Source organism: Burkholderia sp. NLJ2, from assembly GCF_049487195.1.
Taxonomy (GTDB): domain Bacteria; phylum Pseudomonadota; class Gammaproteobacteria; order Burkholderiales; family Burkholderiaceae; genus Burkholderia; species Burkholderia pyrrocinia.
The window spans coordinates 1,307,913-1,332,907 of the sequence record NZ_CP137810.1 but is presented as its reverse complement, the minus strand read 5'-3'; the positions used below and the strand labels follow the sequence as shown (position 1 = coordinate 1,332,907).

General features: G+C 67.3%; 23 protein-coding genes. 8 read left to right on the top strand and 15 right to left on the bottom strand.

What is annotated here, in order from left to right:
• Positions 1-413 precede the first annotated feature (413 nt).
• Positions 414-1,670, top strand: a complete 1,257-nt coding sequence (locus R9B84_RS28240) for an oxalate decarboxylase family bicupin (protein WP_072438967.1) — start codon at positions 414-416, stop codon at positions 1,668-1,670.
• 89 nt (positions 1,671-1,759) lie between these two features.
• Positions 1,760-3,067 carry an Nramp family divalent metal transporter gene (locus R9B84_RS28235; protein WP_423763263.1) on the top strand — a complete coding sequence of 436 codons (1,308 nt, stop codon included), beginning with the start codon at positions 1,760-1,762 and terminating at the stop codon, positions 3,065-3,067.
• A 35-nt stretch (positions 3,068-3,102) separates the two neighbouring features.
• Here R9B84_RS28235 and R9B84_RS28230 read toward each other — a convergent pair whose 3' ends face one another.
• From R9B84_RS28230 to R9B84_RS28205, 6 genes are all read right to left on the bottom strand, one after another.
• Positions 3,103-4,392: a hypothetical protein gene (locus R9B84_RS28230; RefSeq protein WP_423763262.1), complete on the bottom strand. Its 1,290-nt coding sequence runs from the start codon at positions 4,390-4,392 to the stop codon at positions 3,103-3,105.
• Positions 4,393-4,560: 168 nt separating this feature from the next.
• Positions 4,561-6,150, bottom strand: a complete 1,590-nt coding sequence (locus tag R9B84_RS28225) for an ABC transporter substrate-binding protein (RefSeq protein ID WP_423763261.1) — start codon at positions 6,148-6,150, stop codon at positions 4,561-4,563.
• Positions 6,151-6,280: 130 nt separating this feature from the next.
• A complete protein-coding gene (locus R9B84_RS28220; RefSeq protein ID WP_065501768.1) occupies positions 6,281-6,616 on the bottom strand; it encodes a sugar ABC transporter ATPase in 336 nt (111 codons plus the stop codon).
• Positions 6,617-6,867: 251 nt separating this feature from the next.
• Complete coding sequence (locus tag R9B84_RS28215) at positions 6,868-7,197, bottom strand: hypothetical protein (RefSeq protein WP_423763260.1); 330 nt, start codon at positions 7,195-7,197, stop codon at positions 6,868-6,870.
• A gap of 130 nt (positions 7,198-7,327) precedes the next feature.
• Positions 7,328-8,248: a bestrophin family protein gene (locus tag R9B84_RS28210; protein ID WP_423763259.1), complete on the bottom strand. Its 921-nt coding sequence runs from the start codon at positions 8,246-8,248 to the stop codon at positions 7,328-7,330.
• A gap of 12 nt (positions 8,249-8,260) precedes the next feature.
• Positions 8,261-10,585, bottom strand: coding sequence for an FdhF/YdeP family oxidoreductase (locus tag R9B84_RS28205; protein ID WP_423763258.1), 2,325 nt, complete (start codon positions 10,583-10,585; stop codon positions 8,261-8,263).
• A 155-nt stretch (positions 10,586-10,740) separates the two neighbouring features.
• Here R9B84_RS28205 and R9B84_RS28200 point away from each other — a divergent pair, with 155 nt between their 5' ends.
• Positions 10,741-12,162: a PLP-dependent aminotransferase family protein gene (locus R9B84_RS28200; protein WP_423763257.1), complete on the top strand. Its 1,422-nt coding sequence runs from the start codon at positions 10,741-10,743 to the stop codon at positions 12,160-12,162.
• A gap of 55 nt (positions 12,163-12,217) precedes the next feature.
• Here R9B84_RS28200 and R9B84_RS28195 read toward each other — a convergent pair whose 3' ends face one another.
• The gene (locus tag R9B84_RS28195; protein ID WP_423763256.1) at positions 12,218-13,459 is read right to left on the bottom strand and encodes a mechanosensitive ion channel family protein; all 1,242 of its coding nucleotides are present in this window, start codon (positions 13,457-13,459) and stop codon (positions 12,218-12,220) included.
• Between the two features lie 493 nt (positions 13,460-13,952).
• On the opposite strand from R9B84_RS28195, the gene R9B84_RS28190 reads away from it, so the two are divergent.
• Positions 13,953-15,671: a SulP family inorganic anion transporter gene (locus tag R9B84_RS28190; protein WP_423763255.1), complete on the top strand. Its 1,719-nt coding sequence runs from the start codon at positions 13,953-13,955 to the stop codon at positions 15,669-15,671.
• A gap of 12 nt (positions 15,672-15,683) precedes the next feature.
• On the opposite strand, the gene R9B84_RS28185 is transcribed toward R9B84_RS28190, so the two are convergent.
• Complete coding sequence (locus R9B84_RS28185; RefSeq protein WP_423763254.1) at positions 15,684-16,559, bottom strand: LysR substrate-binding domain-containing protein; 876 nt, start codon at positions 16,557-16,559, stop codon at positions 15,684-15,686.
• 95 nt (positions 16,560-16,654) lie between these two features.
• Between R9B84_RS28185 and R9B84_RS28180 the strand changes: the two genes are divergently transcribed.
• A complete protein-coding gene (locus R9B84_RS28180; RefSeq protein WP_423763253.1) occupies positions 16,655-17,254 on the top strand; it encodes a LysE family translocator in 600 nt (199 codons plus the stop codon).
• 40 nt (positions 17,255-17,294) lie between these two features.
• Here R9B84_RS28180 and R9B84_RS28175 read toward each other — a convergent pair whose 3' ends face one another.
• The 5 genes from R9B84_RS28175 to R9B84_RS28155 form a co-directional block, all read right to left on the bottom strand.
• On the bottom strand, positions 17,295-18,746 hold the full coding sequence (locus R9B84_RS28175) for a DHA2 family efflux MFS transporter permease subunit (RefSeq protein WP_423763252.1): 1,452 nt from the start codon (positions 18,744-18,746) through the stop codon (positions 17,295-17,297).
• On the bottom strand, positions 18,743-19,306 hold the full coding sequence (locus tag R9B84_RS28170) for an isochorismatase family protein (protein WP_338640072.1): 564 nt from the start codon (positions 19,304-19,306) through the stop codon (positions 18,743-18,745). Before R9B84_RS28170 ends, R9B84_RS28175 begins: the two co-directional genes overlap by 4 nt.
• 74 nt (positions 19,307-19,380) lie before the next feature.
• Entirely contained in the window at positions 19,381-19,824 is a 444-nt protein-coding gene (locus R9B84_RS28165; protein ID WP_423763251.1) for a MarR family winged helix-turn-helix transcriptional regulator, read from the bottom strand.
• Positions 19,825-20,021: 197 nt separating this feature from the next.
• The gene (locus R9B84_RS28160; protein WP_423763250.1) at positions 20,022-20,258 is read right to left on the bottom strand and encodes a DUF7661 family protein; all 237 of its coding nucleotides are present in this window, start codon (positions 20,256-20,258) and stop codon (positions 20,022-20,024) included.
• 44 nt (positions 20,259-20,302) lie between these two features.
• Positions 20,303-21,385, bottom strand: a complete 1,083-nt coding sequence (locus R9B84_RS28155; RefSeq protein WP_423763249.1) for a serine hydrolase — start codon at positions 21,383-21,385, stop codon at positions 20,303-20,305.
• Between the two features lie 230 nt (positions 21,386-21,615).
• On the opposite strand from R9B84_RS28155, the gene R9B84_RS28150 reads away from it, so the two are divergent.
• Complete coding sequence (locus tag R9B84_RS28150; protein WP_423763248.1) at positions 21,616-22,605, top strand: hypothetical protein; 990 nt, start codon at positions 21,616-21,618, stop codon at positions 22,603-22,605.
• Here the strand turns inward: R9B84_RS28150 and R9B84_RS28145 are convergent.
• The gene (locus R9B84_RS28145) at positions 22,602-22,880 is read right to left on the bottom strand and encodes a hypothetical protein (protein WP_423763247.1); all 279 of its coding nucleotides are present in this window, start codon (positions 22,878-22,880) and stop codon (positions 22,602-22,604) included. The genes R9B84_RS28150 and R9B84_RS28145 overlap by 4 nt on opposite strands.
• A gap of 51 nt (positions 22,881-22,931) precedes the next feature.
• Here R9B84_RS28145 and R9B84_RS28140 point away from each other — a divergent pair, with 51 nt between their 5' ends.
• Complete coding sequence (locus R9B84_RS28140; protein ID WP_423763246.1) at positions 22,932-23,807, top strand: LysR family transcriptional regulator; 876 nt, start codon at positions 22,932-22,934, stop codon at positions 23,805-23,807.
• A 75-nt stretch (positions 23,808-23,882) separates the two neighbouring features.
• On the top strand, positions 23,883-24,167 hold the full coding sequence (locus R9B84_RS28135) for a transcriptional regulator (RefSeq protein WP_423763245.1): 285 nt from the start codon (positions 23,883-23,885) through the stop codon (positions 24,165-24,167).
• A 69-nt stretch (positions 24,168-24,236) separates the two neighbouring features.
• Here R9B84_RS28135 and R9B84_RS28130 read toward each other — a convergent pair whose 3' ends face one another.
• On the bottom strand, positions 24,237-24,980 hold the full coding sequence (locus R9B84_RS28130; protein ID WP_423763244.1) for a transporter: 744 nt from the start codon (positions 24,978-24,980) through the stop codon (positions 24,237-24,239).
• Positions 24,981-24,995: the final 15 nt, after the last annotated feature.

The following is a 24,995-nucleotide window of genomic DNA, read 5'->3' as shown; positions in this document are numbered from 1 at the left end:
CTCGGCTCGACGCGGCCCGGCTGGCCGGGTTCCGACGCACTGGCGTTCACCTGTTTCCTTCTGGATGATCAGTTATCCGGATCGATTGCATCGGATCGTGATCGCACGTTGCGCGCGTCGATGTCCTCTCGTCGCCATTCGGCGCATCACGACCGGGCGCGGTCGCATTTCCGCATTCACCGGACCTGACCGACTCACCGACATCTGTCGCCACGCGGCACTCCGCTGCACCGCAATAATTACAAAATTAAAGCGGATCAGATTAAATCATTAATTCAGGTTAATAATTCATTTAAGTTTTGCGTCGATTTGGATTTAACTTGCGTGACGGGATGTTCGATTTTCGATAATCCGAAAAACGGCAATTGTTCCGTAATGGGAATTCGCTCAATCGCAAGAATGAAGAGGGAATCATGACGAATCTTTCTCGACGCAAGATGCTGGCGGGTACGGCCGGCGCCATTGCCGCAGCGGGCATTGCGGTATCGGCCAAGGCCGCCTCGTTCGGTAATCCGGACAGCCCGCCGGAAGGCGCGGTGAATGCGCGTAATCGCCAGAGCCTGACCGACCCGGGCCCGAAAAATCCGGCAATCGCAAACCAGTTTCCGTCTTTTCAGGATCCGCCGGCCACCGATATCAATGGGATGCCATTATTCTGGGCATCGTTCAATAATGCTCATAAACGAATTCAAAATGGCGGATGGGCGCGCGAAGTTACACAAGACGATTTTGCGATTTCAGAAACAATATCCGGTGTAAACATGCGTCTGACGCGCGGCGGCATTCGCGAGATGCACTGGCACCAGCAGGCCGAGTGGGCGATCATGCTCGACGGCCGCTGCCGGATCACGGTGCTCGACGAACTGGGGCGGCCGTCGGTGCAGGACGTGAAAACCGGCGATCTCTGGTATTTCCCGCCCGGCCTGCCGCATTCACTGCAGGGCCTCGGCACCGACGGCGCCGAATTCCTGCTCGCGTTCGATAACGGTCGCGCGTCGGAATTCAATACGCTGCTGCTGACCGACTGGGTCGCGCATACGCCGCCCGACGTGCTCGCGCTGAACTTCGGCGTGCCGGCAGATGCGTTCAGAAACGTTCCGCTCGACAACCTGTGGATCTTCCAGGGCGACGAGCCCGGCCCGCTCGCGGAAGCCCAGCGCGCGTCGGCTTCGTCGGCCGGTGCGCCGCCGCACCCGTTCATCTTCTCGCTCGGCGACATGAAGCCGGTCAGGAAGACGCGCGGCGGCGAAGTGCGGATCGCGGACAGCACCAACTTCAACGTGTCGACGACCGTTGCCGCGGCGCTCGTCACCGTGCATCCGGGCGGCATGCGCGAGCTGCACTGGCACCCGAACGCGGACGAATGGCAGTACTACCTGCAGGGCGAGGCGCGGATGACCGTGTTCGACACGGGGCCCAAGGCGCAGACGGCCGACTTCCGCGCGGGCGATGTCGGCTACGTGAAGAAGAGCCTCGGACACTACGTGCAGAACACCGGCAAGACCGACCTGGTGTTCCTCGAGATCTTCAAGACCGACCGCTACGCCGAGGTGTCGCTGTCCGACTGGCTCGCGCACACGCCGCCGAAGCTCGTCGAGGCGCACCTGAACGTCGCGCCGGACGTGATCGCGCAGTTTCCGCGCAACCGTCCCGACGTCGTGCCGCTGTAACGCTGTCGTCGTGCCGCCGTGGCCGGCAGGCCGGCCGCGGTGCCCGCTTCCGGGCCAGCCTTCCTTATCCGAACGGAACACAACACACCATGATTCCCGTCACGAGCAAACCTGCCGGCGGCTTCGCGCTGCCGGGCCTGTCCCCCGAGCGCACTGACGGCGCGGCGCGCGCCGCGCTGGAAGGGCGCCGCACCGGCGTCGCCGCGCTGCTGCCGTTCGTCGGCCCGGCCGTGATCGCGTCGATCGGCTATATGGATCCCGGCAACTTCGCGACCAATATCCAGGCCGGCGCCGCGTACGGCTACCGGCTGCTATGGGTCGTGCTGGCCGCGAACGCGATCGCGATGCTGTTCCAGGCGATGTCGGCGAAGCTCGGCATCGTGACCGGCCGCAATCTCGCGGAGCTGTGCCGCGACCGTTTCCCCGCGCCGGTCGTGTGGGGTATGTGGATCGCATCCGAGATCGCCGCGATGGCGACCGATCTCGCCGAATTCCTCGGCGGCGCACTCGCGTTCGGGCTGTTGTGCCACCTGTCGCTGTTCGCGGGAATGATCGCGACGGCGCTCGCGACCTGCTCGATCCTCGCGCTCGAAAAACGCGGCTTCCGGCCGCTGGAAGCCGCGATCGCGGCGCTGGTCGGCGTGATCGGCGCGTGTTATCTCGGCGAACTGCTGATCGCGCCGCAGGATTGGCACGCGGCCGCGTTCCACCTGGTCGTCCCGCAGATTCCGGACCATGCGGCGCTGACGATCGCGGTCGGGATCATCGGCGCGACGATCATGCCGCACACGCTGTATCTGCATTCGGGCCTCACGCAGGATCGCACCGCGCCGCACGACGACACGGAGCGGCGGCGGCTCGTGCGATTCTCGAACCGCGAGGTCGTCGTCGCGCTCGGGCTGGCCGGGTTCGTGAATCTCGCGATGGTGATGATGGCGTCGTCGGCGTTCCACCTGAGCGCGCCGGGCATGACCGACATCGGCGACGCGTATCACACGCTGATCCCGGTGCTCGGGCCGGCGGCCGGTGCGCTGTTTCTCGTCGCGCTGCTGACGTCGGGCGTGTCGAGTTCGGTGGTCGGCACGATGGCCGGGCAGGTCGTGATGCAGGGTTTCATCCGCCGCCGCATGTCGGTATGGGTACGGCGCGCGGTGACAATCGCACCCGCGTTCGCGGTGGTCGCGTTCGGCTGCGACGTCACGCGTGCAATGGTCGCGAGCCAGGTCGTGCTGAGTTTCGTGCTGCCGATGCCGATGATCGCGCTGCTGATGCTGTCGGCGCGTGAGGACGTAATGGGCGCTTACGCGATGCGGATGCCGTTGTGGATCGTCGCCGGCGCGGCGACGATCGTGATCGTCGGGTTGAATGCGTACCTGGTGTGGGCGGCATTCAATTGAACGGCAGCGGTGCGCGGCTACCGCGAGGCTGCGGCCTACTGCTGCATGTCCGGCGCTTCGCGCAGCCGCCAGATCGCGTTGCACTGCTGGCCGCCGAGGCTCGTCGAGCGCAGCGTGACGACGGTGCCGGCCGCGACCTGGTACCAGAAATGCGCCATCAGTTCGGTGCCTTTGCGCTGCGCCTGCCCGTCTACCAGCACGTCGCACCGCAGCGGCGACGGCGAGCCGGAAGGGTGCGTGGCGTACACGTTGAGCCGCGCGATGTCGCGTGTCGCGGTGAACACGATTTCGTGGTTCCCGCTGCCGACGAGCATCGTGCCGCCCGGTTCGTCGATCGCCTGCAGGTACGCGCCCGCGCTGCCCTCGATCGCCGCGGCCGACACGGTCAGCCCGGCCGATCGCACGTATTCCGTCGCCGCGATGCGTGCGGCGACGGCATCGGACTGCGCCGGCGTGCCGTCCGACAGCGCGAACGGTGCGCCGTCGCGCAGCGCGGCGTCGACGTGATTCGCGTAGTAGCGCCAGCGGTCGAAGAAGCGGATATCGCCGGTCATGTGCAGCGCGCGGATCGGCTCGCCCTGGTACCGGAGCGTCGTGCTGCCGTTATTCGCATCGAACGATTCGTGAATGCCGTACTTGCTGACGAAGTTCTGGACCGGATCGAGCAGCGCCGTTTCGCCCTGTGCGCTCCACAGGTGCAGGAACGTCGTATCGATGCCGAAGCATTCCTGGAAATCGGTGCCGATGCGGGTCATGCAGTCGCGCAGGTGGTTCGCATAGCGCGCCCATGCATCGGCCGTTCCGGCAACAAGCCCGGCCTGCAGCGCGTTGCCGTGGCGTGCGTTGACTTCGTCGACGACGAGGCGCCAATGATGGTCGCGCCGCGCGCCGATCAGCGGCGTGACGACGAACGTGCAGAACAGCGGGTCGGGGCATACGTGGATCCGGTCGTCGCCGATCTGCGAGAACAGGTCGAACGCCGGCGCACAGAACCAGATATCGGCGTCGTACAGCGCGAGCTTGCGGATCTGCGGGTGGCGGGCGCAATACTCGGCGGCCTCGATGAAGCGGCCGACCGGCAGCGCATACGCGCTCGACGCGTCGATCACGTCGACCGACTGGCTCGCGAGGATCTGCCGCTTGCGTTCGGACAGCCCGTAGCCGATCACCGCGATCCGCCCGTCGTAGCCGGTGTGCCGCAGCGACAGCAGGAACGGCACGAGCATTTCGTACCATGCGCGGTTGTTGTCGTTGATCGCCACGCAGACCGCGTGCTCGCTCGGATGCATGTTCTGTTCCCGTTGCGCGCACTCGAGCGTGCGCATCCTGTTTTCGTCGGTGACGCGAATTCGGAGGCTTTCATCGCCGCCTGGCGCGGCCGGCCCGCGGCGTCGGCCATTGTAGATCGCCGCCGCCGCACGGCATAGCGCCGGCGCGGCGGGTTGCGGCGATTACCCGCGCGTCGGCGTGGCCGGCGGCGCGGGCAGCCGCGATTATTTCGCGAGCGTCCGGTATGACACGAGGTCGTTGATCGGCCCGATTTCCGGCCCGGTCGTGCCGGGGCGCGTCGCGACCTGCACGACCTTCTCGAACATGATGATGAACGGCGAGTTCGCGAGCACGGCCTTCTGCAGCGCTTCGTAACGCTGCGCGCGCTTCGCGGGCGACGGCTCGACGAGCGCGGCCTCGGTGTCCTTCGTCAGTTGCGGAATGTCCCAGCTATTGCGCCACGCGAGCATCTTGGTCGGCGACTGGTCCGAGTTGTCCGGATTCCACGCGAAGCCGCGCGCGTTGCTGTTCGGGTCCATGTAGTCGGGCGACCATTCGCCGATGAAGATATCGTGCTGGCGCGCGCGGTACTTGCCGATCGCCTGCTTCGCATCGCCGGGGATCAGCTTCACGCGGATGCCGCCCTGCGCGAAGTTCGCCTGCAGCGCCTGCGCGATCTCGAGGTACGGATAGTCGTTCGGCATGTCCATCGTCACGTCGAAGCCGTTCGGCAAACCGGCCTTCGCGAGCAGCGCCTTCGCCTTCGCGACGTCCTGCTTGTACGGCCGCGCGTTCAGCGTGCCGAGGAAGCCTTCGGGCAGGAAGGTTTCATGCACCTTGTAGGTCGTGCTGACGATATTGCGCTGGATGCCGTCGTAGTCGACGAGCCATTTCATCGCCTGCTGCACGTCCGGCTTCGCGAGGTTCGGGTTCTTCGTGTTCAGGCTCAGGTACAGCAGCGCGGACACCGGCCACGACGCGACCTTGATCTTGCCGGCCTTCGTCAGCGCGGCGAGGCTGTCGGGGCTCAGGTTGCGCGCGGCGTCGGCGTCGCCGTTCTCCAGCAGCAGCCGCTGCGCGGACGCTTCGGGCACGTGGCGCAGCACGACGCGCTTCATCGGGTACGGCGTGCGGTATTTGTCGAAACGCTGCAGCACGATGCTTTCGTTCGGCGTCCACTTGACGAGCTGGTACGGGCCCGAGCCTGCGTCGTTGGTCCTGAGCCAGCCGCTGCCGAAATCGTTGCCTTCCTGGTGCGACAGCAGCAGCTTCTTGTCGAACACCGATGCCGGGCACGCGCTCAGCACGTTGAGCACGAAGCTCGGCGCGTACTTGCGGTCGGTTTCGAGCACGATGGTTTGCGGGTCGATCGCGCGTACCTTCTGCATCACGTTCGCCTTCGTGAGGCCGAGATCGGCGAGCACGCCGGCCGGCCCCTTGTCGAGCAGGATGGTGCGCTGCAGCGACCACGCGACGTCGTCGGCGGTCACCGGGTTGCCGGAATGGAACGTGAGGCCGGGGCGCAGCTTGAACGTGTAGGTCACGCCGTCGGCGCCGACCGTCCACGCTTGCGCGATCTGCCCGTTGAATTTCGTCGGGTCCTTCAGGTCGACGCGCACCAGGCGTTCGTAGGTGTTCGCGACGTACTCGGACGGCACCAGTTCGTAGATCCCGCTCGGGTCGAGGGTCGTGAATTCGCCGAGCTGCGTGGCGACGACGAAGATGCCGGGCGGCGTGGCAGCTTGCGCCGGCAGCGCCGGAACAAGCGCGACGAGCGCGGCGCTGACGAACAGCCGGGACAGCAGGTGCTTCATGCGGGCTCCATCGAAAGGGAATCGTGGTGCGATTCTCTCATCGACGGCCACCCGGATGAAAATATTCGGCGTGCGCGTGGTGACGCGCACGAGTGGGCCGGGCGGGCGCCCGGCGCCGGCAGGTGTCGGATCAGATCACGCAGCGCGCGATCGCGAAGCGCATCGCTTCCTCGGGCGGCTCGCTGCCCGAGCCGCGCACGACCTTGACGACCGAACCGTTGCCCGACGGTGTCAGCGTGACGAAGTACGAGTTCGATCCGATGGAGATGTCGGTCACGCCGTTGTGCTGCGACTGCTCGGTACCCGACAGGCGGCTGTCGAGGCAGTTGGCGATCGCATGGGCCGGACGTTGCGACGACACGTAGATCATCGGCGCCGCGCCGGACGACGAGGCCGAGTCGGACGAGGGCGCCGAGCCGCAGGCGGCGAGCAGGGCGGCGGGAAGGAGCAGCAGGAATCGTTTCATGGTCGGTCGTCGTGTGTCTCGTATCGAGGCTGAGGCGCGGGGGAGGCGAAACGCGAAGCTTCGCGACGAAACCGCCCGGAATCGGGCCGTTCTTGACGGTCGATTACGGCAAGCGGCTGACGACGGAGTATACCCGCGGCATTTGACGCGGATCGTGCGTTGAAACGATTCGATACAACAACAAGCACCCGCTGCCGCACAGCGGCAGCGGGCGTTTCAGGTGAAGGCGATTGGGCGCTTGTTGTGGTCGCTTACTGGCCGATCTTGTTGCTGACCGCATTTTCCTGCTGGTTCAGCACGCGCTGTTCGCTCTTGGTGAGGTGGCTGTGATTCTGCGCAGCCATGTCCCGCTCTTCCTGGCGGATCTTGCGGTCGTCACGATGCAGGCGCGCGGCCTGTGCGTGCGACATCTCGCCTTCCTTCACTTCGTGATGGATGCGGCGATTCTGGTTCGCGAGACGCTGGTTGACCTCTTCGCGACGCGGATGCGCTTGCTGCCACTGCGTGTCGGCGAACGCGGTGCCGGTCAGCACCGACATCAGGGTGGCGGCGATCGCGAGATGGCGGGTAAGGGCTCGCATGGTGTTTTCTCCTGTCGTTGTGCGTCCGAATCGTGGGCGCTTGACGAAAAAACGCGGAGCGGGCACCGGCTGTTGACGTTCCAACCTGTATCGATTGCAAGCGTTCGTTACGTCTGCTGTTTGCAGCGTGTCAGCTGAGGCGATAGGCCTTGCCGGGCGTCACTTCCGCCGGCAGCGGCTCGCGGTTCAGCTCAAGCAGCGTGCGCTCGATCTGCCGCGTGATCGCATCGAGTGCGAGATGGTTCGGCCCGTCGCCGAACGGCTCGGCGATCGCATGTGCAATAGCGTCGAGCGCGATCAGCGTATACGCGACGAACACGGAGACGAACGGCGTCGCCGCGCCGATCGAGTCGACGAGGCCGAACGGCAGCAGCACGCAGTACGCATAGATGGTCCGGTGCAGCAGCACGTCATACGAGAACGGGATCGGCGTCGACGCGATGCGCTCGCAGCCGCTCACCATCGCGACGAGCTCGTCGAGGCGCGCGTCGAGCATCCACAGGCGCGTGTCGGCGAGGTGGCCGGCGTCGGCGCGCGCGGCGAATGCTTCGCGCAGCCCGTGCACGATCGCGACCGGGCGGAACCGCGACGCGGCGACGCGCGCGTAGGCGTCGTGGTCCAGCAGCGCACGCAGGTCCGCGGCCGGATCGGTGTCGCGCAGTTGATGCTTGAGCGCATAGACGAACGCGACGACGGTCCGCACGAACGCGCGCCGCGCGTCGTCGTCGTGATCGATCGCGCCGTAGCAGAGCGCCTGCGACACCAGCGTGCGCGTGGCGGTCAGCACGCCGCCCCACAGTTGCCGCGCCTCGCGGTAGCGATCGTAGCTCGCGTTGTTGCGAAACCCCGCGAAGATGGCCAGCGTCAGGCCGATCAGCGTGAACGGCGTCGGGTTCAGCGGCACCTTCTCGCCGAGCACGCGGCCGCCGCCCCACACCGCGACGAGGCTGATCGCGAGCGTCAGCACGAGCTGCGGCAGGATGGTCGGCAGCACCGAGCCGTTCCAGACGAGCAGCATCCGCAGCCAGTGCTCGCGCGGCCGAACGATCATCGTCGGGCTCCGTCAGGCGGCGACCGAGGCCGGCGCGGCCGCGCGGTGCAGCAGCACGGGCACCGACTTCGACGTCGGCGTATTGCACACGTCGCCGACGCTGTCGAGCGGCACGAGCGGGTTGGTTTCCGGGTAGTACGCGCCGATGCAGCCGCGCGGGATGTCGTACTCGACGAGCAGGAAGCCGTCCGCGCGCCGCTCGATGCCGTCGTGCCACACGGTTTCCATGTCGACCCATTCGCCGGCCTTGAGCCCGAGCATCGCGAGATCGTCGCGGTTCGCGAACACCACGCGGCGCTGGCCGAACACGCCGCGATAGCGGTCGTCGAGCCCGTAGACGGTCGTGTTGTACTGGTCGTGCGAGCGCGTCGTCATCAGCGTCATCAGGCGTTCGCCGTGCAGCGCGCGGGCGCGCTGGATCGGCGTGTCGGTCGGCAGCGCGTGCGCGATGAAGTTCGCCTTGCCCGTCGGCGTGAGCCATTCGCGGTCGCGCGATGCGACGCGCAGGTGGAAGCCGCCCGGCCGCGCGATGCGCGTGTTGTAGTCGTAGAAGCCGTCGAGCGTCGCCTCGATCGCGTCGCGGATCTTCGCGTAATCGTCCTTGTACGCGAGCCAGTCGATCTTGCCGCTGCCGAACAGCGCATGGCCCATGTGCGCGACGATCGCAGGCTCCGACATCAGGTTCGGCGACGCCGGCTTGTTCATCCCGTACGACACGTGGACCATGCTCATCGAATCCTCGACCGTCACGCCTTGCGCGACGTTGTCTTGCAGGTCGATCTCGGTGCGGCCGAGCGTCGGCAGGATCAGCGCGTCGCGGCCGTGGATCAGGTGGCTGCGGTTCAGTTTCGTCGTGATGTGCACCGAGAGGTCGCAGCGGCGCATGCCTTCCCACGTGCGCGGCGTGTCGGGCGTCGCCATCGCGACGTTGCCGCCGAGGCCGATCAGCACCTTCACGTGGCCTTCGAGCATCCCTTCGATCGTCTCGACGACGTCGTAGCCGTGGTGGCGCGGCGGTTCGAAATCGAACACGCGGCCGAGCCGGTCGAGGAACGCCTGCGACGGCTTTTCCTCGATGCCGACCGTGCGGTTGCCCTGCACGTTCGAGTGGCCGCGCACCGGGCACAGGCCGGCGCCGGGGCGGCCGATGTTGCCGCGCATCAGCATCAGGTTGGTCAGCATCTGCACCGTTGCGACCGAATGCTTGTGCTGCGTGATGCCCATGCCCCATGTCGCGATCACGCGTTCGCTACGTGCGTAGAGCTGCGCGAGGCCGTCGATCTGCTCGTACGGCACGCCGCTTTCGGCCGTCAGCGCGGACCAGCTTTCGTTGCGCAGGTCGTCGGCGAACGCGTCGAAGCCGGCCGTGTGCTCGCCGATGAACGCGGTGTCGAGCACGCGCGGCGCGCCGGCGGCACGCGCGGCATCGTCGAGTTCGAGCACGCGTTTCGCCATCCCCTTGGTCAGCGCGAAATCGCCGCCGATCGTCGGCTGGATGAACGTCGACGCAATCTGCGTGCCCGACATCGTCAGCATCTCGAGCGGGCTTTGCGGATCGGCGAAGCGCTCGAGGCCGCGCTCCTTCAGCGGGTTGATCGACACGATCGTCGCGCCGCGCTTCGCGCATTCGCGCAGTTCGCCCATCATCCGCGGGTGGTTGGTCGCCGGGTTCTGGCCGAAGATCAGCAGCGTATCCGCATGCTCGAAATCGTCGAGCGTGACGGTGCCCTTGCCGACGCCGACCGAGGCCGGCAGCCCGCGGCTCGTCGCCTCGTGGCACATGTTCGAGCAATCGGGGAAGTTGTTCGTGCCGTACAGCCGCACGAGCAGCTGGTACAGGAACGCCGCTTCGTTGCTCGCGCGGCCGGACGTGTAGAACGCGGCCTGGTTCGGGTCGGGCAGTGCGCGCAGGTGGCGCGCGATCAGTTCGAACGCGTCGTCCCACGCGATCGGCACGTAGCGGTCGGTCTGCGCGTCGTACACCATCGGGTCGGTGAGCCGGCCGTGCTGTTCGAGTTCGAAATCCGACTGTTCGAGCAGCTCGGTGACCGTGTGCGCGGCGAAGAATTCGGGGGTCACGCGCTTGCTCGTTGCCTCGGCGGCCACCGCCTTCACGCCGTTCTCGCAGAATTCGAACGTCGATGCGTGCTGGCGGTCGGGCCACGCGCAGCCGGGGCAGTCGAAGCCGTCCGGCTGGTTCTGGCGCAGCAGCGTGCGGTAATTGCCGCCGGCAACCTTTTCCTTGATCAGGTTGATCGTGACGGCTTTCAGCGCACCCCAGCCGGCGGCCGGGTGGGTGTACGGTTCGATGCGCGCGGTGGCGGATTTCTTTTTCATGATGCAGCGGGTGTCGGGGTCGATGCGTGCAGAGTACGCGCGGCACCCGTCCGGCTGTGTGTACACCTGTTCACTTCAAAAAAGAGTACAGTTGCGACCATTCATTCAGTGCGGATCGCAACTGTGTTGTTGAAGGGAAGTTGAAAGGGAGGCGCGTGAAGCGTTACGAACAACTCGCCGACGATCTCCAGGCTCAGATCGAGCGTGGCGTGTATCGGCCCGGCGAGCGGATTCCGTCGGTGCGGCAGGCGAGCCGGCAGCAGCAGTTGAGCGTCACGACGGTGCTGCGCGCGTACCTCGTGCTGGAAAGCCGCGGCCTGATCGAAAGCCGGCCGCAGTCGGGTTATTTCGTGCGGTCGCGCGCGGCGGCGCCGGCCGAGGCCGAGCTGCACATGTCGGCGCCGGCCGCCGAGCCGTCGGCGGTGGATGTGAGCCGGCTCGTGCTGTCGACGCTGCGCTCGATCGCGCGCGACGACGCGGTGCCGCTCGGCTCGCCGTATCCCGATGCATCGCAGTTTCCGGTGCAGCGCCTCGCGCGCTATGCGCAGGCGATCGGACGGCGCCGCACGCGCTGGGGTGTGATCGACGATCTGCCGCCCGGCAACCAGGAACTGATCCGCCAGATCGCGCGGCGTTATGCGGAGCGCGGGATCGCGGTGGAGCCGGGCGAGATCGTGATGACGATCGGCGCGACCGAGGCGATCAACCTGTGCCTGCAGGCCGTCGCGAAGCCGGGCGACACGATTGCCGTCGAGTCGCCGACGTTCTACGCGATGCTGCACGCGATCGAGCGCATGGGCATGCGTGCGCTCGAAGTCGCGACGCACCCGGGCGACGGCATCGATCTCGACGCGCTCGAACGGATCCTCGAGCGCGAGCGCATCGCCGCGTGCATGGTGATGCCGAATTTCCAGAATCCGCTCGGCTTCCAGATGCCCGATGCGCGCAAGCGCGCGCTCGTCGAACTGCTGGCGAAGCACGGCGTGCCGGCGATCGAGAGCGACGTCTATCACGAGCTGCACTTCGGCGACACGACGCCGAGCGCGCTGAAATCGTTCGACCGCGACGGGCTCGTGCTGCATTGCGCGTCGTTCACGAAGAGCCTGTCGCCGCGCTACCGGATCGGCTGGGCGATGCCGGGCCGCTACCGCGACCAGGTCGAGAAGCTGAAATTCCTGAACACGCTCGCGACGCCCGCGATCGAGCAACTGGCGATCGCCGAGTACCTGAAATACGACGGCTACGATTTCCATCTGCGGCGCATGCGCAAGCAGTATGCGCAGCAGGCGAGCCTGATGAGCGCGATGGTGCGGCGTTTCTTTCCGGAAGGCACGCGGCTGTCGCAGCCGCAGGGCGGGTATGTGCTGTGGGTCGAGCTGCCGCCGCAGGTCGATGCGATGAAGCTTTACACGCTCGCGCTCGCGCAGCGGATCACGGTCGGGCCCGGGCACATGTTCTCGGCGGGCACCGATTACCGGCATTTCATCCGGCTCAACTACAGCTATCCGTGGTCGCGGCAGATCGAGGAAGCGCTGAAGGTGCTGGGGCGGCTCGCGTCGGAGTGCGCGGCGCGGTGAGCGGCGCTGTGCCGCGAGGCAGGCGGCGGCCGGTGGCCGGCCGCCGTGGCATGGATCAACCCGCGCGCGGCGCCTGCAATTCGGCTTGCGCGGCTCCCGCCATCTGCCGCATGTCGAAGCCCGACGGGTGCTGGTACACGCGCAGCCCGAACTCCGGCAGCACCGCGATCAGGTGATCGAACAGGTCGGACTGGATGGACTCGTAGTCGACCCACGACGTCGTATCGGTGAAGCAGTACAGTTCGAGCGGAATGCCTTCGGCCGTGAGCGGCAACTGCCGCGCCATGCACGTCACGTCGCGGCGGATGCGCGGATGGCCCTTCAGGTAGTTCGCGACATACGCGCGGAACGTGCCGAGATTCGTCAACTGGCGGCGGTTTGCCGGGCAGTCGCCGGCCGCGCCGAGCGTGCCGTTCCATTGCTCGATCGCGTCGACCTTGTCCTCGAGATAATCCTTCAGCAGCGTCAGGCGCTCGAGTCGTTCGATCTCGTCATTGGAGAGAAAGCGCACGCTCGTCGCGTCGACGAACAGCGCGCGCTTGATGCGGCGTCCGCCGGCTTCGGTCATCCCGCGCCAGTTCTGGTAGCTCTCGGTGATCAGTTTCCAGGTCGGCACCGTGATGATCGTGTGATCGAAGTTCGCGACCTTCACGGTGTTCAGCGTGATGTCGATGACCGTGCCGTCCGCGCCGGCCGACGGCATCGTGATCCAGTCGCCGATCCGCAGCATGTCGTTCGACGACAGTTGCACGCCCGCGACGAGGCCCAGCAGCGTGTCCTTGAAGATCAGCATCAGCACCGCGGACATTGCGCCGATGCCGGACAGCAGCAGGCCGATCTGCTTGCCGGTTGCATCGCCGATCACGACGAGCGCGGCCGTGATGAACATCACGAGCTTGACGAGCTGCATCGCGCCTTTCAGCGACAGGCGCGGCTGGTCGCGATGATGCGTGCGATGCGTGTGTTCGAGCGCGGACAGCGTCGCGCCGATCGTCATCGTCACGAGGAACACGATCAGTGCGAACAGCACTTTGTCGGCGACTTGCACGGCCGTGTCGGGAATGCCGGACACCGCACCGAGGCCGAGCTTGATCACGACGAACGGGACGATGCGGCTCAGCCACTTGAATGCGCCGAACTCGAACAGCGCGTCGTCGACGCGCGTGGCCGACAGCCGCGCGAGCCGCGCGACCACGCGAAACAGCAGGAAATGGACGGCCGCGGTGATCGCACCGGCGGCAGCGAGCAGGACGAGGATGCCGACGAGCGGCGCAAACCAGGATTCGTTCAGTGTCATGACGGCAGACAGGGGCGTTCTTGTGCGTTGAATCGGCACCGCGGTGCGGCGCGCGCCCGGTGAAGGGCGCATGAAAGGGACCGTGATTGTGCCATCGGGTTCCGGGTGCATGTGTCGAACGCGTGTCGAGTGGCTCCCGAACATCCTCACCATTGCGCAGGTATCCTCTGCAATCGGGTGACGGCGAATGGCGAGGCCGCATCACCGCAAGCCCGTGTGCGCACCTGTCACCGGATGCGTCGCACGCATGCCCGCGTTCGGCTCGAAGCCTTTGCCGCGGGCCTTCGCGGGCGAAAGCGCTGAGCCGGCGATCCATGCAATCATGCGGGCGTCGCATGCGTTGCCGATGCGTCGCGCGCCGTCGCGTGCGGCCAATCCGCCGACGGTGAGCGACACGCGACAGCGTCGCGCACTTGCCATGCGATGCCTGCCCGGGGCACGATGCACGAACGACTTCGCGAACCCCGTCACTTCGACCTCACGCATTTCACGCATGCAAGATTCCAACGAAAGCCGTCCGTCACGCGTGCGGCTGCTGAAAGGCATTCTCCCGGTCCGCCGCGCGGCGGCGATCCGCGACATCTTCGCGGGCATTTCGCTTGCGTCGATGGACATCCCGCAGGTGCTCGGTTACGCGCGCATCGCCGGCATGCCGGCCGTCACGGGCCTCTACACGGTGTTCCTGCCGCTCGTGGCGTTCGCGTGCTTCGGCGCGTCGCGCCATCTGGTGGTCGCCGCCGATTCCGCGACCGCGACGATCTTCGCGAGCCGGCTCTCGTCGATGGCGCCGGCCGGCAGCGCCGACTATGCGGCGCTGGCCGGCATGGTCGCGCTGCTGACCGCCGCGATGCTGCTGCTCGCGCGCCTCTTCAAGCTCGGTTTTCTCGCCGATTTCCTGTCGCGCACGGTGCTGGTCGGCTTTCTTGCCGGCGTCGGCGTGCAGGTGTCGATCGCGATGCTCGGCGACCTGCTCGGCCTCGCCGTACCGTACCCGGCATCGCGCAGCCTCGCGCAACTCGACTATGTCGTCACGCATCTCGTCCACGCGAACCGGCCGACATTCGCGCTCGCGGCACTCGTCGTCGTCGCGATTCTTGCGTGCAAGCGGTTCCTGCCGCGCGTGCCGATGCCGATGATCGCGGTCGCGGGCAGCATCGCTGCAAGCCATGCGTTCGGCTTTGCCGCGCACGGCATCGCGGTGCTCGGGCCCGTCGCGGGCGGGTTGCCGCCGCTACGCTGGCCGTCCGTCACATGGCAGCAGTTCCTCGATCTCGTGCCGGTCGCCGCGTCGTGCGTCGTGATGATCATCGCGCAGAGCGCGGCCGCCGCACGCGTGTTCGCGCAGCAGTACGGCGAGGATGTCGACACCAACGCCGACATCCTCGGCCTCGCGGCCGCGAATGCGGCTGCGGCGCTCGGCGGCGCGTTCGTCGTCAACGGCAGCCCGACGCAAACGGCGATGGCCGACGGCGCGGGCGTGCGCAGCCAGATCGGGCATCTCGCGTTCGCCGCCGTCGTGGCCGTCGTGCTGCTGTTCCTCAGTTCCTACCTGCAGTATCTGCCGCATGCGGTGCTGGCCGGTATCGTGTTCACGATCGCGCTCGGGCTGATCAACGTGCGCAGCCTCGCGGCGATCCGAAAGGAAAGCCCCGGCGAATTCACGCTCGCGCTCGTGACGGCCGCGGCCGTCGTGACGGTCGGCGTCGAGCACGGCATCCTGCTGGCCATCGCGTTGTCGCTGATGCGGCACGTGCGCCACAGCTACCAGCCGCACACGATGGTGCTCGAACCGGTCGAAGGCAACGGGCGGTGGCAGCCGGTGCCCACGCGGCCCGGCGCGATGACGGCCCCGGGGCTGATCGTCTACCGGTTCGGTTCCGACCTGTTCTTCGCGAACGACCATCTGTTCGCCGGCGAAGTGACCGAGCTCGTCGATGCGGCGCCGGTGCCGCCGCGCTGGTTCATCGTCGACGCGGGTGCGATCACCGATCTCGACTATTCGGCCGCGCGGACCGTGACCGATCTCGTCAAGACGCTGCACGCGCGCGGGATCGGCGTGCTGTTCGGGCGCGTCAACCGCTACCTGCGCGCGGACATGGATCGTCACCGGATCACCGGGATCGTCGGTGCATCGTGCATCTTCGCGACGCTGCATCAGGCGCTGGAGGCGGCGGGCACGACGCCGGCGCCGCAGGAGCCGGGCACCGTGTAGCGTGAACCGGCGCTAGGCGGCGGCGCGCAAGCGCGCGAAGCCGTTGCGCAGGTGGCGGGCCAGTTCCGTTGCGGCCGGCGTGCGCTGGCCGCGCGGCAGATGAAGGTTGATCGCGAAATTCGGCAGCGCGGGCAGGCCGCTGCCGGCCGGCAGGATGTCGAGGTCGGCCGGCACGGTGGACGCGAGCCACACGGTCACGGCGAGATCGGAGCGCACGGTCGCGGCCGTCGCGTCGAAGCTGCCGTTCTCGAACACGGTGCGCCATGCGCGATCGCAGCCGCGCAGCGCGTCGAGCACGGTCGGGCGGAACGCGCAGGTCTGCGCGACCATCGATACCGGCAGCGGCGTGTTCCGGTGCGCGGTGCCGCCTTTCGCGCCGACCCAGACCAGCCGGTCGACCGCGATGCATTCGCCGCGCGACGCCCCGACCGGCGCCTCGATCAGCGCGACGTCGAGATCGCCTTGCGTGAGCCCCCGGCGCAGTTCCGGCGACGCCGCGCACACGAGCGAGAGCGCGACCTGCGGATGCGCCTGTGCATAGCCTTTCAGGATCGGCGCGAGACAGGTGCCGACGAGATCCTGCGGCGCACCGACGCGAACGGCGCCTTCGACCGCGCCGGCCGTCAGGTCGGTCAGCAGCGCATCGTGCGCGGCGAGCAGCCGGCGCGCCTGTTCGAGCAGCCGTTCGCCGGCCGCCGTGAGCAGCAGGTTGCGATGCTCGCGGACGAACAGCGGGCCGGACAGCGTTTCGAGCCGCGCGACCTGCTGGCTGATCGCGCCTTGCGTCAGGTGCAGCGCGCGGCTGGCCGCCGTCATGCTGCGATGATCGGCGACCGTGACGAAGGCGCGCAGCAGCGCGATGTCGAGATTGCGTGTCATGCGTCGCATTATGAACGCTAATGGCAGGCATAAAAAGCTTTCGCTGTCGTAATGGGAGGATCGCGCGTAAAACGGGGTTTCGACCACGACAACCGGGAGCCTCCGTGCTGCTTCGCGACTACCTGCCGCTGATGCTGTTCGTGATCGTGTCCACGGTGACGCCGGGCGGCGCGACGACGCTTGCAACCGCATCGGGCGCCCATTTCGGCTATCGGCGGTCGCTGCCGCTGATGGCCGGCATCGCGGTCGGCCTGGCGTCGATGGCGGCGGCCGCCGCGGCCGGGCTCGGCAGCGTGTTGCTTGCGCTGCCCGCATTGCAGCTCGCGATGAAGGCGGCCGGCTCGTTGTATCTCGTGTGGCTGGCGGTGCGCATCGGGCGCGGCGGCAAGCCGCGGCTCGATGCCCCCGTGCACCGGCCGCAAGGGTTCGTCAGCGGCGTCTGGATGCTCTGGCACAACCCGAAGGGCTGGGCGATGACGCTCGGCGCGGCCGCGTCGTTCGCCGCGCTCGCGTCCGGGCCGGCACGGCTCGGCGTATTGCTCGGGCTGGCGTTCGGCATGGCTGCGATGGCGTCGCTGTCGCTGTGGTGTTTCGCGGGGCTGCTGTTCGCACGCGTGTTGCGCACGGAGCGGCAGTGGCGCTGCCTGAATGCGGGGCTGGGCGTGCTGCTCGTGATCTCGATCGTGCCGATGTGGCTGCCGTAGCGGGGAGGCCGCGTGCGTCGAGCGGCGCTCCCCCCGACGTTCAGCGCGAACCGGCGCGCGCGGTGCCGGCAATTCGCCCGCCCGCACCGGCCGACCACAACGGCAGCCGCAGCGTCGTGACGAAGCCCGCCGCATGCAGCACGCAAAGCAGGCCGAACGCCCACGCGTACGCGACGGCTTGCGTGCCGCCGACCGATATCGATTCGGCTTGCAGCCGCCACGCGAGGAACAGCGTGCACAGCGTCGTGAACGTCGGGCCGCCGAGGCGCTGCACGATATTGAGCGACGTCGTCGCCATCGGCAGGTCGCGGCGCTCGACCGACGCATACGCGGCGGAGATCGACGGGGCGCCGATCGCGCTCTGGCCCATGCCGCGCAGAAACAGCGCCGGCACGAGCACGGTCGGATCGTAGCCGGTCAGCGCGAGGAACACGAACGGCAGCGTCGCGACGAGGGCGAGCAACGCACCGGCGGCGGCCAGCCGGCGTACGCCGAACCGGCTCGTCAACGCGCCCATCGACGGATAGGTGACGAGCATGCCGAGCCCGAGCGGTGCAAGCAGCCAGCCCATCTCGCCCGGCGAGCGCCCGCACGCCTGGATCAGGAACACGGGGATCAGCATCTGGCCCGCGTACATCGCGCCGTTCGACAGGAACTGCGTGCCGGCCGCCGCGCCGAACACGCGGGAGCGGAACAGCGCGAGATCGATCAGCGCATGCTCGCCCTTGCGTCGCTCGAAGCGCAGGAATGCGGCGAGCAGCAGCGCCGAGCATGCGATCGCGGCGATGCCGAGCGCCGAGCCGATCCGCTCGGCGCCGTACAGGAACAGCACGAGGCCTGGCGACAGCAATGCGAGGCCGACCCAGTCGAGTTCGCGCCGTTGCGCGTCGTCGCGGTCGCCGGGCAGGAAGCGCACGGCCAGCGCGAGCGCCAGCACGCCGACGGGCAGGTTCACGAGAAACAGCCAGCGCCACGACGCGTGCTGCAGGATCGCGCCGGCGACCACGGGGCCGAGGATCGGCGCGAGCAGCACGGGCACCGCCGCGTAGCCGATCACGCGTGCCATCTGCTGGCCGGCGACGCGCGCGATCATCATCTGCGCCATCGGCGCGAGCAGCCCGCCGCTGACACCTTGCAGCACGCGGAACGCGATCAGCGACGGCGCGGACCACGCGAGCCCGCACAGTGCCGACGAGAGCGTGAACGCCGAGAAGCACCACAGGTACAGCGCCTTTGCGCCGATGCGGTCGACGAGCCAGCCGTTCAGCGGCAGCACCAGCGTCAGCGCGAGCAGGTAGCCACTCGTCACCCACTGGATCGTCGACAGGCTCGCGTGCAGGTCGGTCGCGAGGCTCGACAGCGACACGTTGACGATCGTCGCATCGAGCTGCGACAGCAGCGAGCCGAGCGTCGCGACCGCGCTGACCTTCCAGATCGACGGATCGAGCCGGCCGGCCGCATGGCCCGCCGGCTGCGCGCGTCGGTCGCTCACGCGCCGCGCCGGTCGAGCAGTGCGACGATGTCCTGCGTCGAGCCCGTTTCGCCGAGGCGCGGGAACACGCGCTCGATGCTGTTCACGTGCGCGTCCGCGTTGAGGTCGGTCATCGCGTCGACGGCGAGCGTCACGTTGTAGCCGAGCTCGTGAGCCTGCCGCGCGGTCGATTCGACGCCGATGCTCGTCGCGACGCCGGTCAGCACGATCTGTGTGACGCCGGCCGCCTTCAAGTGCGCGTCGAGATCCGTCGCGGTAAACGCGCCCCAGGTCTTTTTCGTCACGACGTGGTCGCCCGGCTGGCGGTTCAGTTCGGGCACGAGTTCGGTCCAGTCCGCGGGCAGGGCGTCCAGGCGCACCTGCTGCTGCGTGCGGCCCGGCGCGCCGCCGGCGACGTTGACGAGCACGACCGGCAGGCCGCGGCTGCGGAATGCGTCGAGCAGTTCGCGGGCGTGCGCGACCACCGGCGCGACCGGATGTGCGGTGGGGAGGGCGACGATGCCTTTCTGCAGGTCGATGACGACGAGTGCCGTGTTCGTGTCGAGACGGGTTGCGCTCATGATGGGGCTCCGTGGAATGGACGAAGGGAGGCGGGCGCGAATGCCGCGCATCGCGGCATTCGCGCCCGCCGGATTCACTGGTCGCCGATCCGCCTGATCAGCGGGATCGCGGCGGCGAGCGTGCGGATTTCTTCGGGATCGAGCTTCTCGATCGCGGCACCGAGCCACTGGTGCTTCGCGACGTTGCGCTTGCGCCGCGCGTCGAGGCCGATCGCGGTCAGCTGGAAAAGGATCTGGCGGCCGTCGGTCGGGTGCGGCTCGCGCTCGACGAGGCCTTCCTCTTCGAGGCCCGCGAGGATCGTCTTCATCGATTGCGGCTTCATTGCCTCGGCGCGGGCGAGATCGGCGGTCGTCATCGGCCCGTTCTGTTCGAGCCGCGCGAGCGCGCTCGTCTGCGACATCCCGAGGCCGTCGGCCGGAACTTCGGAACGGAGCCGACGAATCAACTGGCCGACCGCCAGGGTCAGGTTGGCGGCGACGGTGTCGGCGGAAAGGCCGGATGGACGCGATTCGGTCATGGGCGGGATCATAGGTTAAGACAGTTTAACTTGCAAGTTAAACTGTCTAATTTAAAGAGGGATGTGAACACGACCGGTTCGTTCGACGATCGGCGTGTTGCGCGCGTCGTGGCGTGACGATACCGGCTGACACGGGGGAAATGCGAGACGCGGGCGGCGTGACGCTTGCCCGCGCGCCCGGGTGAGGGCGTGTTCCGCTAGACGCGACCGGTCGGGGGAACCGGCACGACTTCGCTGTATTTCGGCGTGGCGTCCTCGTGCAGCAGGTCGCCGAGGTATTGCCCGAGTTCGTCCGCGGCGAGCGTGGACGGAATGTGCAGGTCGGCCGGGCGCCGCTTGCCTTCGGCGCCCAGATCGAACACGGCCCAGCGGCCGTTCTTGCGTACGACGGCGAGCAGCCGTCCGAATGCGTTGAAGCGGTATTCGTCCTGCACGGCATCGCTCCCGTAGGGTGAACGCGCCGGCCGCCTGCGCGCGCTTACTGGATCGAGCAGGTCAGCCAGCGATGGATCTTGAGTGCGTCGCTCGATACGCCGGCGCGCGTCGGCGCGCCGAGCAGCACGACCGTTTCGCGACGGCCCTTCACGCGCATGCGCATCACGACGCCGTGCCCCGATTCGTTGATGAAGCCCGTCTTCTGCAGCCGGATCGGCAGACGGCGGTAGCGGACCAGCGGGTCGGAATTCACGTACAGCAGCTCGCCGTCGCCGGGGCGCACGGTGGTCGACGTATCCGTCGAGAAATAGCGGATCAGCGGATCCTGCGCCGCCGCGCCGACGAGCTTCGCGAGATCCTCGGCCGTCGATACGTTGTGCGGCGACAGGCCGGTCGGCTCCCTGAAGTGCGTGTGGCGCATGCCGAGCCGGCGCGCTTCGCGGTTCATCGCCTTGACGAACGCAGCGCGCCCGCCCGGATAGTCGCGGCTCAGCGCGGCGGCCGCGCGGTTTTCCGACGACATCAGCGCGATATGGAACATGTCGCGGCGCGACAGCGCCGAGCCGACCTGCAAGCGCGAACCGGTGAACTTGATCGTGTCGCGGTCGTGCGTGGTGACGCGCAGCATGCCGTTCAGCGGACGGTCGGCGTCGCGTGCGACGACGGCCGTCATCAGCTTCGAGATCGACGCGATCGGCCGCACCGTGCGCGCGTTGCGGGCCAGCAGCGGTGTACCGGAGTCGACGTCGAGCACGTAGGCCGCGCGTGAATGCAGCGACCCGACCGCGCGTGGGGTATAGCCGCAGCTTGCCATCAGGCGCGGTTTGGCGGCGGCCGGGCGCGGGCGTACGGCGGTCGTGCGCTTCGCGCGGCGATGCTGCGGGGCCGGCGCTGCATGACGCTTGACTGCCTGATGCTTCACGCGCGGGCGGCGATGCTTGACGGCCTTGCTCTTGCGGTGGGCTGGCTTCTTCTTGACGGCTTTCGCATGCGCGTGGGCATGCGTGGTGCGATGCGGCTGCGCGCGCTGCGCGGACGCGTTCGCGGCGAACGCGAGCAGCAGGAACGAGAGGGCGAGGATCAGGGTGGTCCGGGCGCGAGGCAGGCGCGCGATGAGGCCGGTCAAGCGAAAGTCTCCTTTTCACGCGCGATGCGGCTGCGCGGAATGCATGGGCGGTCAGCGGGTGCGGGAAATTATAAGGTCGATCGCGTGGCGATGACGCCGGCGTTCCGTTTCCGCAGCGCGGTTTTGGAGGCTATCGTCTCGTCGCATTGCGATTCGCGTCGATATGTCGCGCCTGCGTGACAAACAATGGCACGGCCGGCAAGATGTCGAGGCCACTTTCAGGAGAGCCCATGTCCCGCCGCCCGCACGCCTTGCCCGTGCAACCGCTCGTATCGCTCGACAGCCTGTTCGCGACGGGTGAACTCGTCGCCTTCAACGTGGGGGCAGACGATGCGTTATACATGGTGTTTGCACTGGAGCCGCTCGATTACCGGACTCGATCCGAGGGTGCGTCGTTTGCGAAAACGACACCGTCTGCTTCGCAGCGGTACCGCATGATTGCGTGGAAGGATGGGGAAACGCTGCTTGATTTCGTCGTCGACAACGAGCCGTTCAACATTCACGAGATCCAGCCGGTGGGAGGCGATCTCTTGCTCGTCTGCGTTCGATCCTGTTATCGCGGGCCGGACGATTTCGATCTGAACGGTCGACTCTATCGCCGTGACGGTACGCCATGCGGCGAAATACTGCTTGGCGACGGTATCGCGTCGGTGCAGGTCACGGGCACCGGAGAGATCTGGACATCCTATTTCGACGAAGGTGTCTTCGGCAACTACGGCTGGGAGTTCCCGGTCGGAGCATCGGGATTGGTCGCGTGGAACAGGCAAGGCGAACAGCTCCATGCGTTTTCGCCGCCCGCGGGACTGGGGCCGATCGACGACTGTTATGCGCTCAACGTTCCAGGCGACCACGACGTCTGGTTGTATTACTACAGCGAATTTGCGCTCGTCCACCTGCGCGACCGGCGGACGGTTGCGTCATGGCGCATTCCGGTGAAGGGCAGCCACGCGTTCGCCGTGACGGAAGACCCGGCGCGGCAGGGCGCGTACGCGGCGCTGTTCTGCGGGTCCTACGACGATCGCGACGCGTTGCAGCTTGTGCATCTTGGACCCGATGGCGAGGTCCGGCTGGTGCGCGCGTATCGTTTGCAGCGTGTCGGCTCGGAGCCTGTTGGCGTTATACGGATGGTCGGCCGCGGCCGTGTGCTGTTCATCATGGGTACGGACGGCAACGTGTACCGGATCGATATGGCGGAGATCCTCGCGGCCAGCGACACCTAACGCGGCCAGTTCCGCCGAGACACGACCGCGAAACTGATCGCGATCGACCCCGTCACGGCACGTGGCGGCGTGTCTTCGAATGCATCGCCGAAGCGAAAACGGCGGCCGCGTCCGTCGCTGCGTTCGGCACGACGTTTCGGTGCGCGAGCATCAACCGCGGCGGCGTGTTCGTTCGTGACGACAGCGTCGCACGAGGCGTTGGCGACGCAGTCGGCCGCATGAGCAAGAGACATGACAGTGAATTCCGGGAAGGGCATGCCCGTATTGAACGTCATCGCGTTCGATCGGTAAAATGAATATTTCGATCGTTACGATTCCTTTAAAGAATGGAACTGAAACTGCTGCGAACGTTCCTGACGGTCACCGAGCTGTGCCATTTCAGCCGTGCGGCCGATGCGCTTCACATGAGCCAGCCGGCACTGAGCAAGCAGATCGGCGCGCTCGAGGCGAGCCTCGGCGGCAAGCTGTTCGAGCGCGGGCGGCATGGCGCGGAACTGACGCCGTTCGGTGAACGCTTCCTGCCCGACGCGCAGGCGCTCGTGCGCGATGCCGACGAGATCCTCGCGCGTGCGCGGGAGGCGACCAGCGGGCAGCGCGGGCATCTGCGGCTCGGCATCTGCCTGTCGGTGCTGACGCTCGTGCCGAAGCTGGTCGCGGAATTTCGTCGTCGCAATCCGGGCATCGCCGTCACGCTGAGCGACCTGTCGTCGTCCGAGCAGACGCGCCGGCTGCGCGCCGGCAAGCTCGACGCCGGGTTCCTGCGCCTGCCGTCCGACGACGGGCTGTCGTCGTTCAAGGTGATCGACGAAGGGCTCGCGCTCGCGGTGCCGCCGCACCTCGGCTTCAAGCGCGTGCCGGCCGACCTCGACGTGCTCAACGAGATCGGCTTCATCGCGCTGCAGCGTGCGCGCGGCCCGGGGCTCGCCGCGCAGATCGACCGATGGTGCGTCGAGCGTCGTTTCGTGCCGCACGTGACGCAGCAGGCGGAAGATGTGCAGTCGGTGCTGACGTCGGTCGCGGCCGGCGTCGGCGTCGCGTTCATCCCGTCGCGTGCGCAGTACCTGCTGCGCGATGCGACGGTGCTGCCGCTCGACGGCCGCGACGCGAAGTGGCGCGTGGGGCTCGCATGGCTGTCGGACCGCGACGATCCCGTGACCACGCGCTTTGTGTCGTTCATGCGTGCCGCGATCAAGGAAGCGTGACGGGCGAAGCGATATAGTGTCCGCGATCGGCGCTGAATGCCCGAATGAATATCCTGTCCGCTACAGACCGAACCGATGACCTCAGAATCCGACGAATCCCCGCTCGATCCCGCACTCGTTGCAACGCTCGCGACGCTGAACGAGGCCGCGAACGATCCGGCCGGCAAGACGTGGTCGCTGCCGAAGATCGCGAAGCGCACGCAACTGCCGATGAGCACGCTGCGCCGCGTGCTGACGCAGCTCGACGGCGCGGGCCTCACCGCGACGACGCTGAACGAGGACGGCACCGGCAGCGCCGCGCTGACCGACGAAGGACGCGCGGTGTGCGCGCAACTGTTCGGTGCGAACGACGCCGGATGAATGAAAAACGGGCCGCTGATGCGACCCGTCGTGTTGCAGCTCGACGCATGCGTCGCGCCAGCCTGTGCATCACCAGCGTGCCGTCACGCCGCCCATCACCGAATGACGATAGGTCTGGTCGTTCAGCCCGCGCCGGTAGCCGACATCGAGATCGAGCCAGCGCGTCGGCGAATAGATTGCACCCGCGAGCACGAACGCCGGATTCGCGCCGGCGGTGCTTTCGGGGTTGCGCGACGTGCCGACGTCGACCACGAGTTGCAGCCGGTCGGTCGCCTTGTAGATCGCCGCGCCCGACACGGCCCAGACCGACGTCAGGTCGCCCTGGCGATTCGGCTGGTACGTGAGGCCCGCATTCGCGAGCAGCGAGAAGCGCGCGACGTCGGCCTGCGCGATCAGCGTCGCGCCGGTGCCGACGCGGCCCGTGCCGAGCCCTCGGCCGTCGTTGCCGGTCGGCATCGTCACCTTCGGTTTCAGCGCGAGCGACAGCGGCCCGCGTTCGACGAAGCGCCATTTCATGCCGATCTCGACATCGCCGATTCCCGCGCCGTTCTCGTCGGTGCGCGTTTGCAGATGCGTGTAAGGCGCGTTGACGTAGAGGTCGACGTGTTCGCCGAACCCGCGCGTGAGCGTCGCGTTCCATAGCTGGTGGCGGCCGCTGTCTTCCTGTTTCGAGGTTTCCTCGGCGTTGAACTCGAACTGCCAGTTCGCATTGCCCTGCGTACCCGTATCGTCGCTGACGAGCGGGTGGGCCGGATACGCATCGAGCGGCGCGAGGAGTGCGCTCGCGGCTGCGAGCGGAAAGATTCTTTTCATCACATTACCCGTAGA

What these genes read in the sequence shown, in the direction of transcription:
- R9B84_RS28240 (WP_072438967.1), top strand. Translation starts at nt 414, where the DNA reads ATGACGAATCTTTCTCGACGCAAGATGCTGGCGGGTACGGCCGGCGCC.
- R9B84_RS28235 (WP_423763263.1), top strand. Translation starts at nt 1,760, where the DNA reads ATGATTCCCGTCACGAGCAAACCTGCCGGCGGCTTCGCGCTGCCGGGC.
- R9B84_RS28230 (WP_423763262.1), bottom strand. Translation starts at nt 4,392, where the DNA reads ATGCGCACGCTCGAGTGCGCGCAACGGGAACAGAACATGCATCCGAGC.
- R9B84_RS28225 (WP_423763261.1), bottom strand. Translation starts at nt 6,150, where the DNA reads ATGAAGCACCTGCTGTCCCGGCTGTTCGTCAGCGCCGCGCTCGTCGCG.
- R9B84_RS28220 (WP_065501768.1), bottom strand. Translation starts at nt 6,616, where the DNA reads ATGAAACGATTCCTGCTGCTCCTTCCCGCCGCCCTGCTCGCCGCCTGC.
- R9B84_RS28215 (WP_423763260.1), bottom strand. Translation starts at nt 7,197, where the DNA reads ATGCGAGCCCTTACCCGCCATCTCGCGATCGCCGCCACCCTGATGTCG.
- R9B84_RS28210 (WP_423763259.1), bottom strand. Translation starts at nt 8,248, where the DNA reads ATGATCGTTCGGCCGCGCGAGCACTGGCTGCGGATGCTGCTCGTCTGG.
- R9B84_RS28205 (WP_423763258.1), bottom strand. Translation starts at nt 10,585, where the DNA reads ATGAAAAAGAAATCCGCCACCGCGCGCATCGAACCGTACACCCACCCG.
- R9B84_RS28195 (WP_423763256.1), bottom strand. Translation starts at nt 13,459, where the DNA reads ATGACACTGAACGAATCCTGGTTTGCGCCGCTCGTCGGCATCCTCGTC.
- R9B84_RS28190 (WP_423763255.1), top strand. Translation starts at nt 13,953, where the DNA reads ATGCAAGATTCCAACGAAAGCCGTCCGTCACGCGTGCGGCTGCTGAAA.
- R9B84_RS28185 (WP_423763254.1), bottom strand. Translation starts at nt 16,559, where the DNA reads ATGCGACGCATGACACGCAATCTCGACATCGCGCTGCTGCGCGCCTTC.
- R9B84_RS28170 (WP_338640072.1), bottom strand. Translation starts at nt 19,306, where the DNA reads ATGAGCGCAACCCGTCTCGACACGAACACGGCACTCGTCGTCATCGAC.
- R9B84_RS28165 (WP_423763251.1), bottom strand. Translation starts at nt 19,824, where the DNA reads ATGACCGAATCGCGTCCATCCGGCCTTTCCGCCGACACCGTCGCCGCC.
- R9B84_RS28150 (WP_423763248.1), top strand. Translation starts at nt 21,616, where the DNA reads ATGTCCCGCCGCCCGCACGCCTTGCCCGTGCAACCGCTCGTATCGCTC.
- R9B84_RS28145 (WP_423763247.1), bottom strand. Translation starts at nt 22,880, where the DNA reads ATGACGTTCAATACGGGCATGCCCTTCCCGGAATTCACTGTCATGTCT.
- R9B84_RS28140 (WP_423763246.1), top strand. Translation starts at nt 22,932, where the DNA reads ATGGAACTGAAACTGCTGCGAACGTTCCTGACGGTCACCGAGCTGTGC.
- R9B84_RS28135 (WP_423763245.1), top strand. Translation starts at nt 23,883, where the DNA reads ATGACCTCAGAATCCGACGAATCCCCGCTCGATCCCGCACTCGTTGCA.
- R9B84_RS28130 (WP_423763244.1), bottom strand. Translation starts at nt 24,980, where the DNA reads ATGAAAAGAATCTTTCCGCTCGCAGCCGCGAGCGCACTCCTCGCGCCG.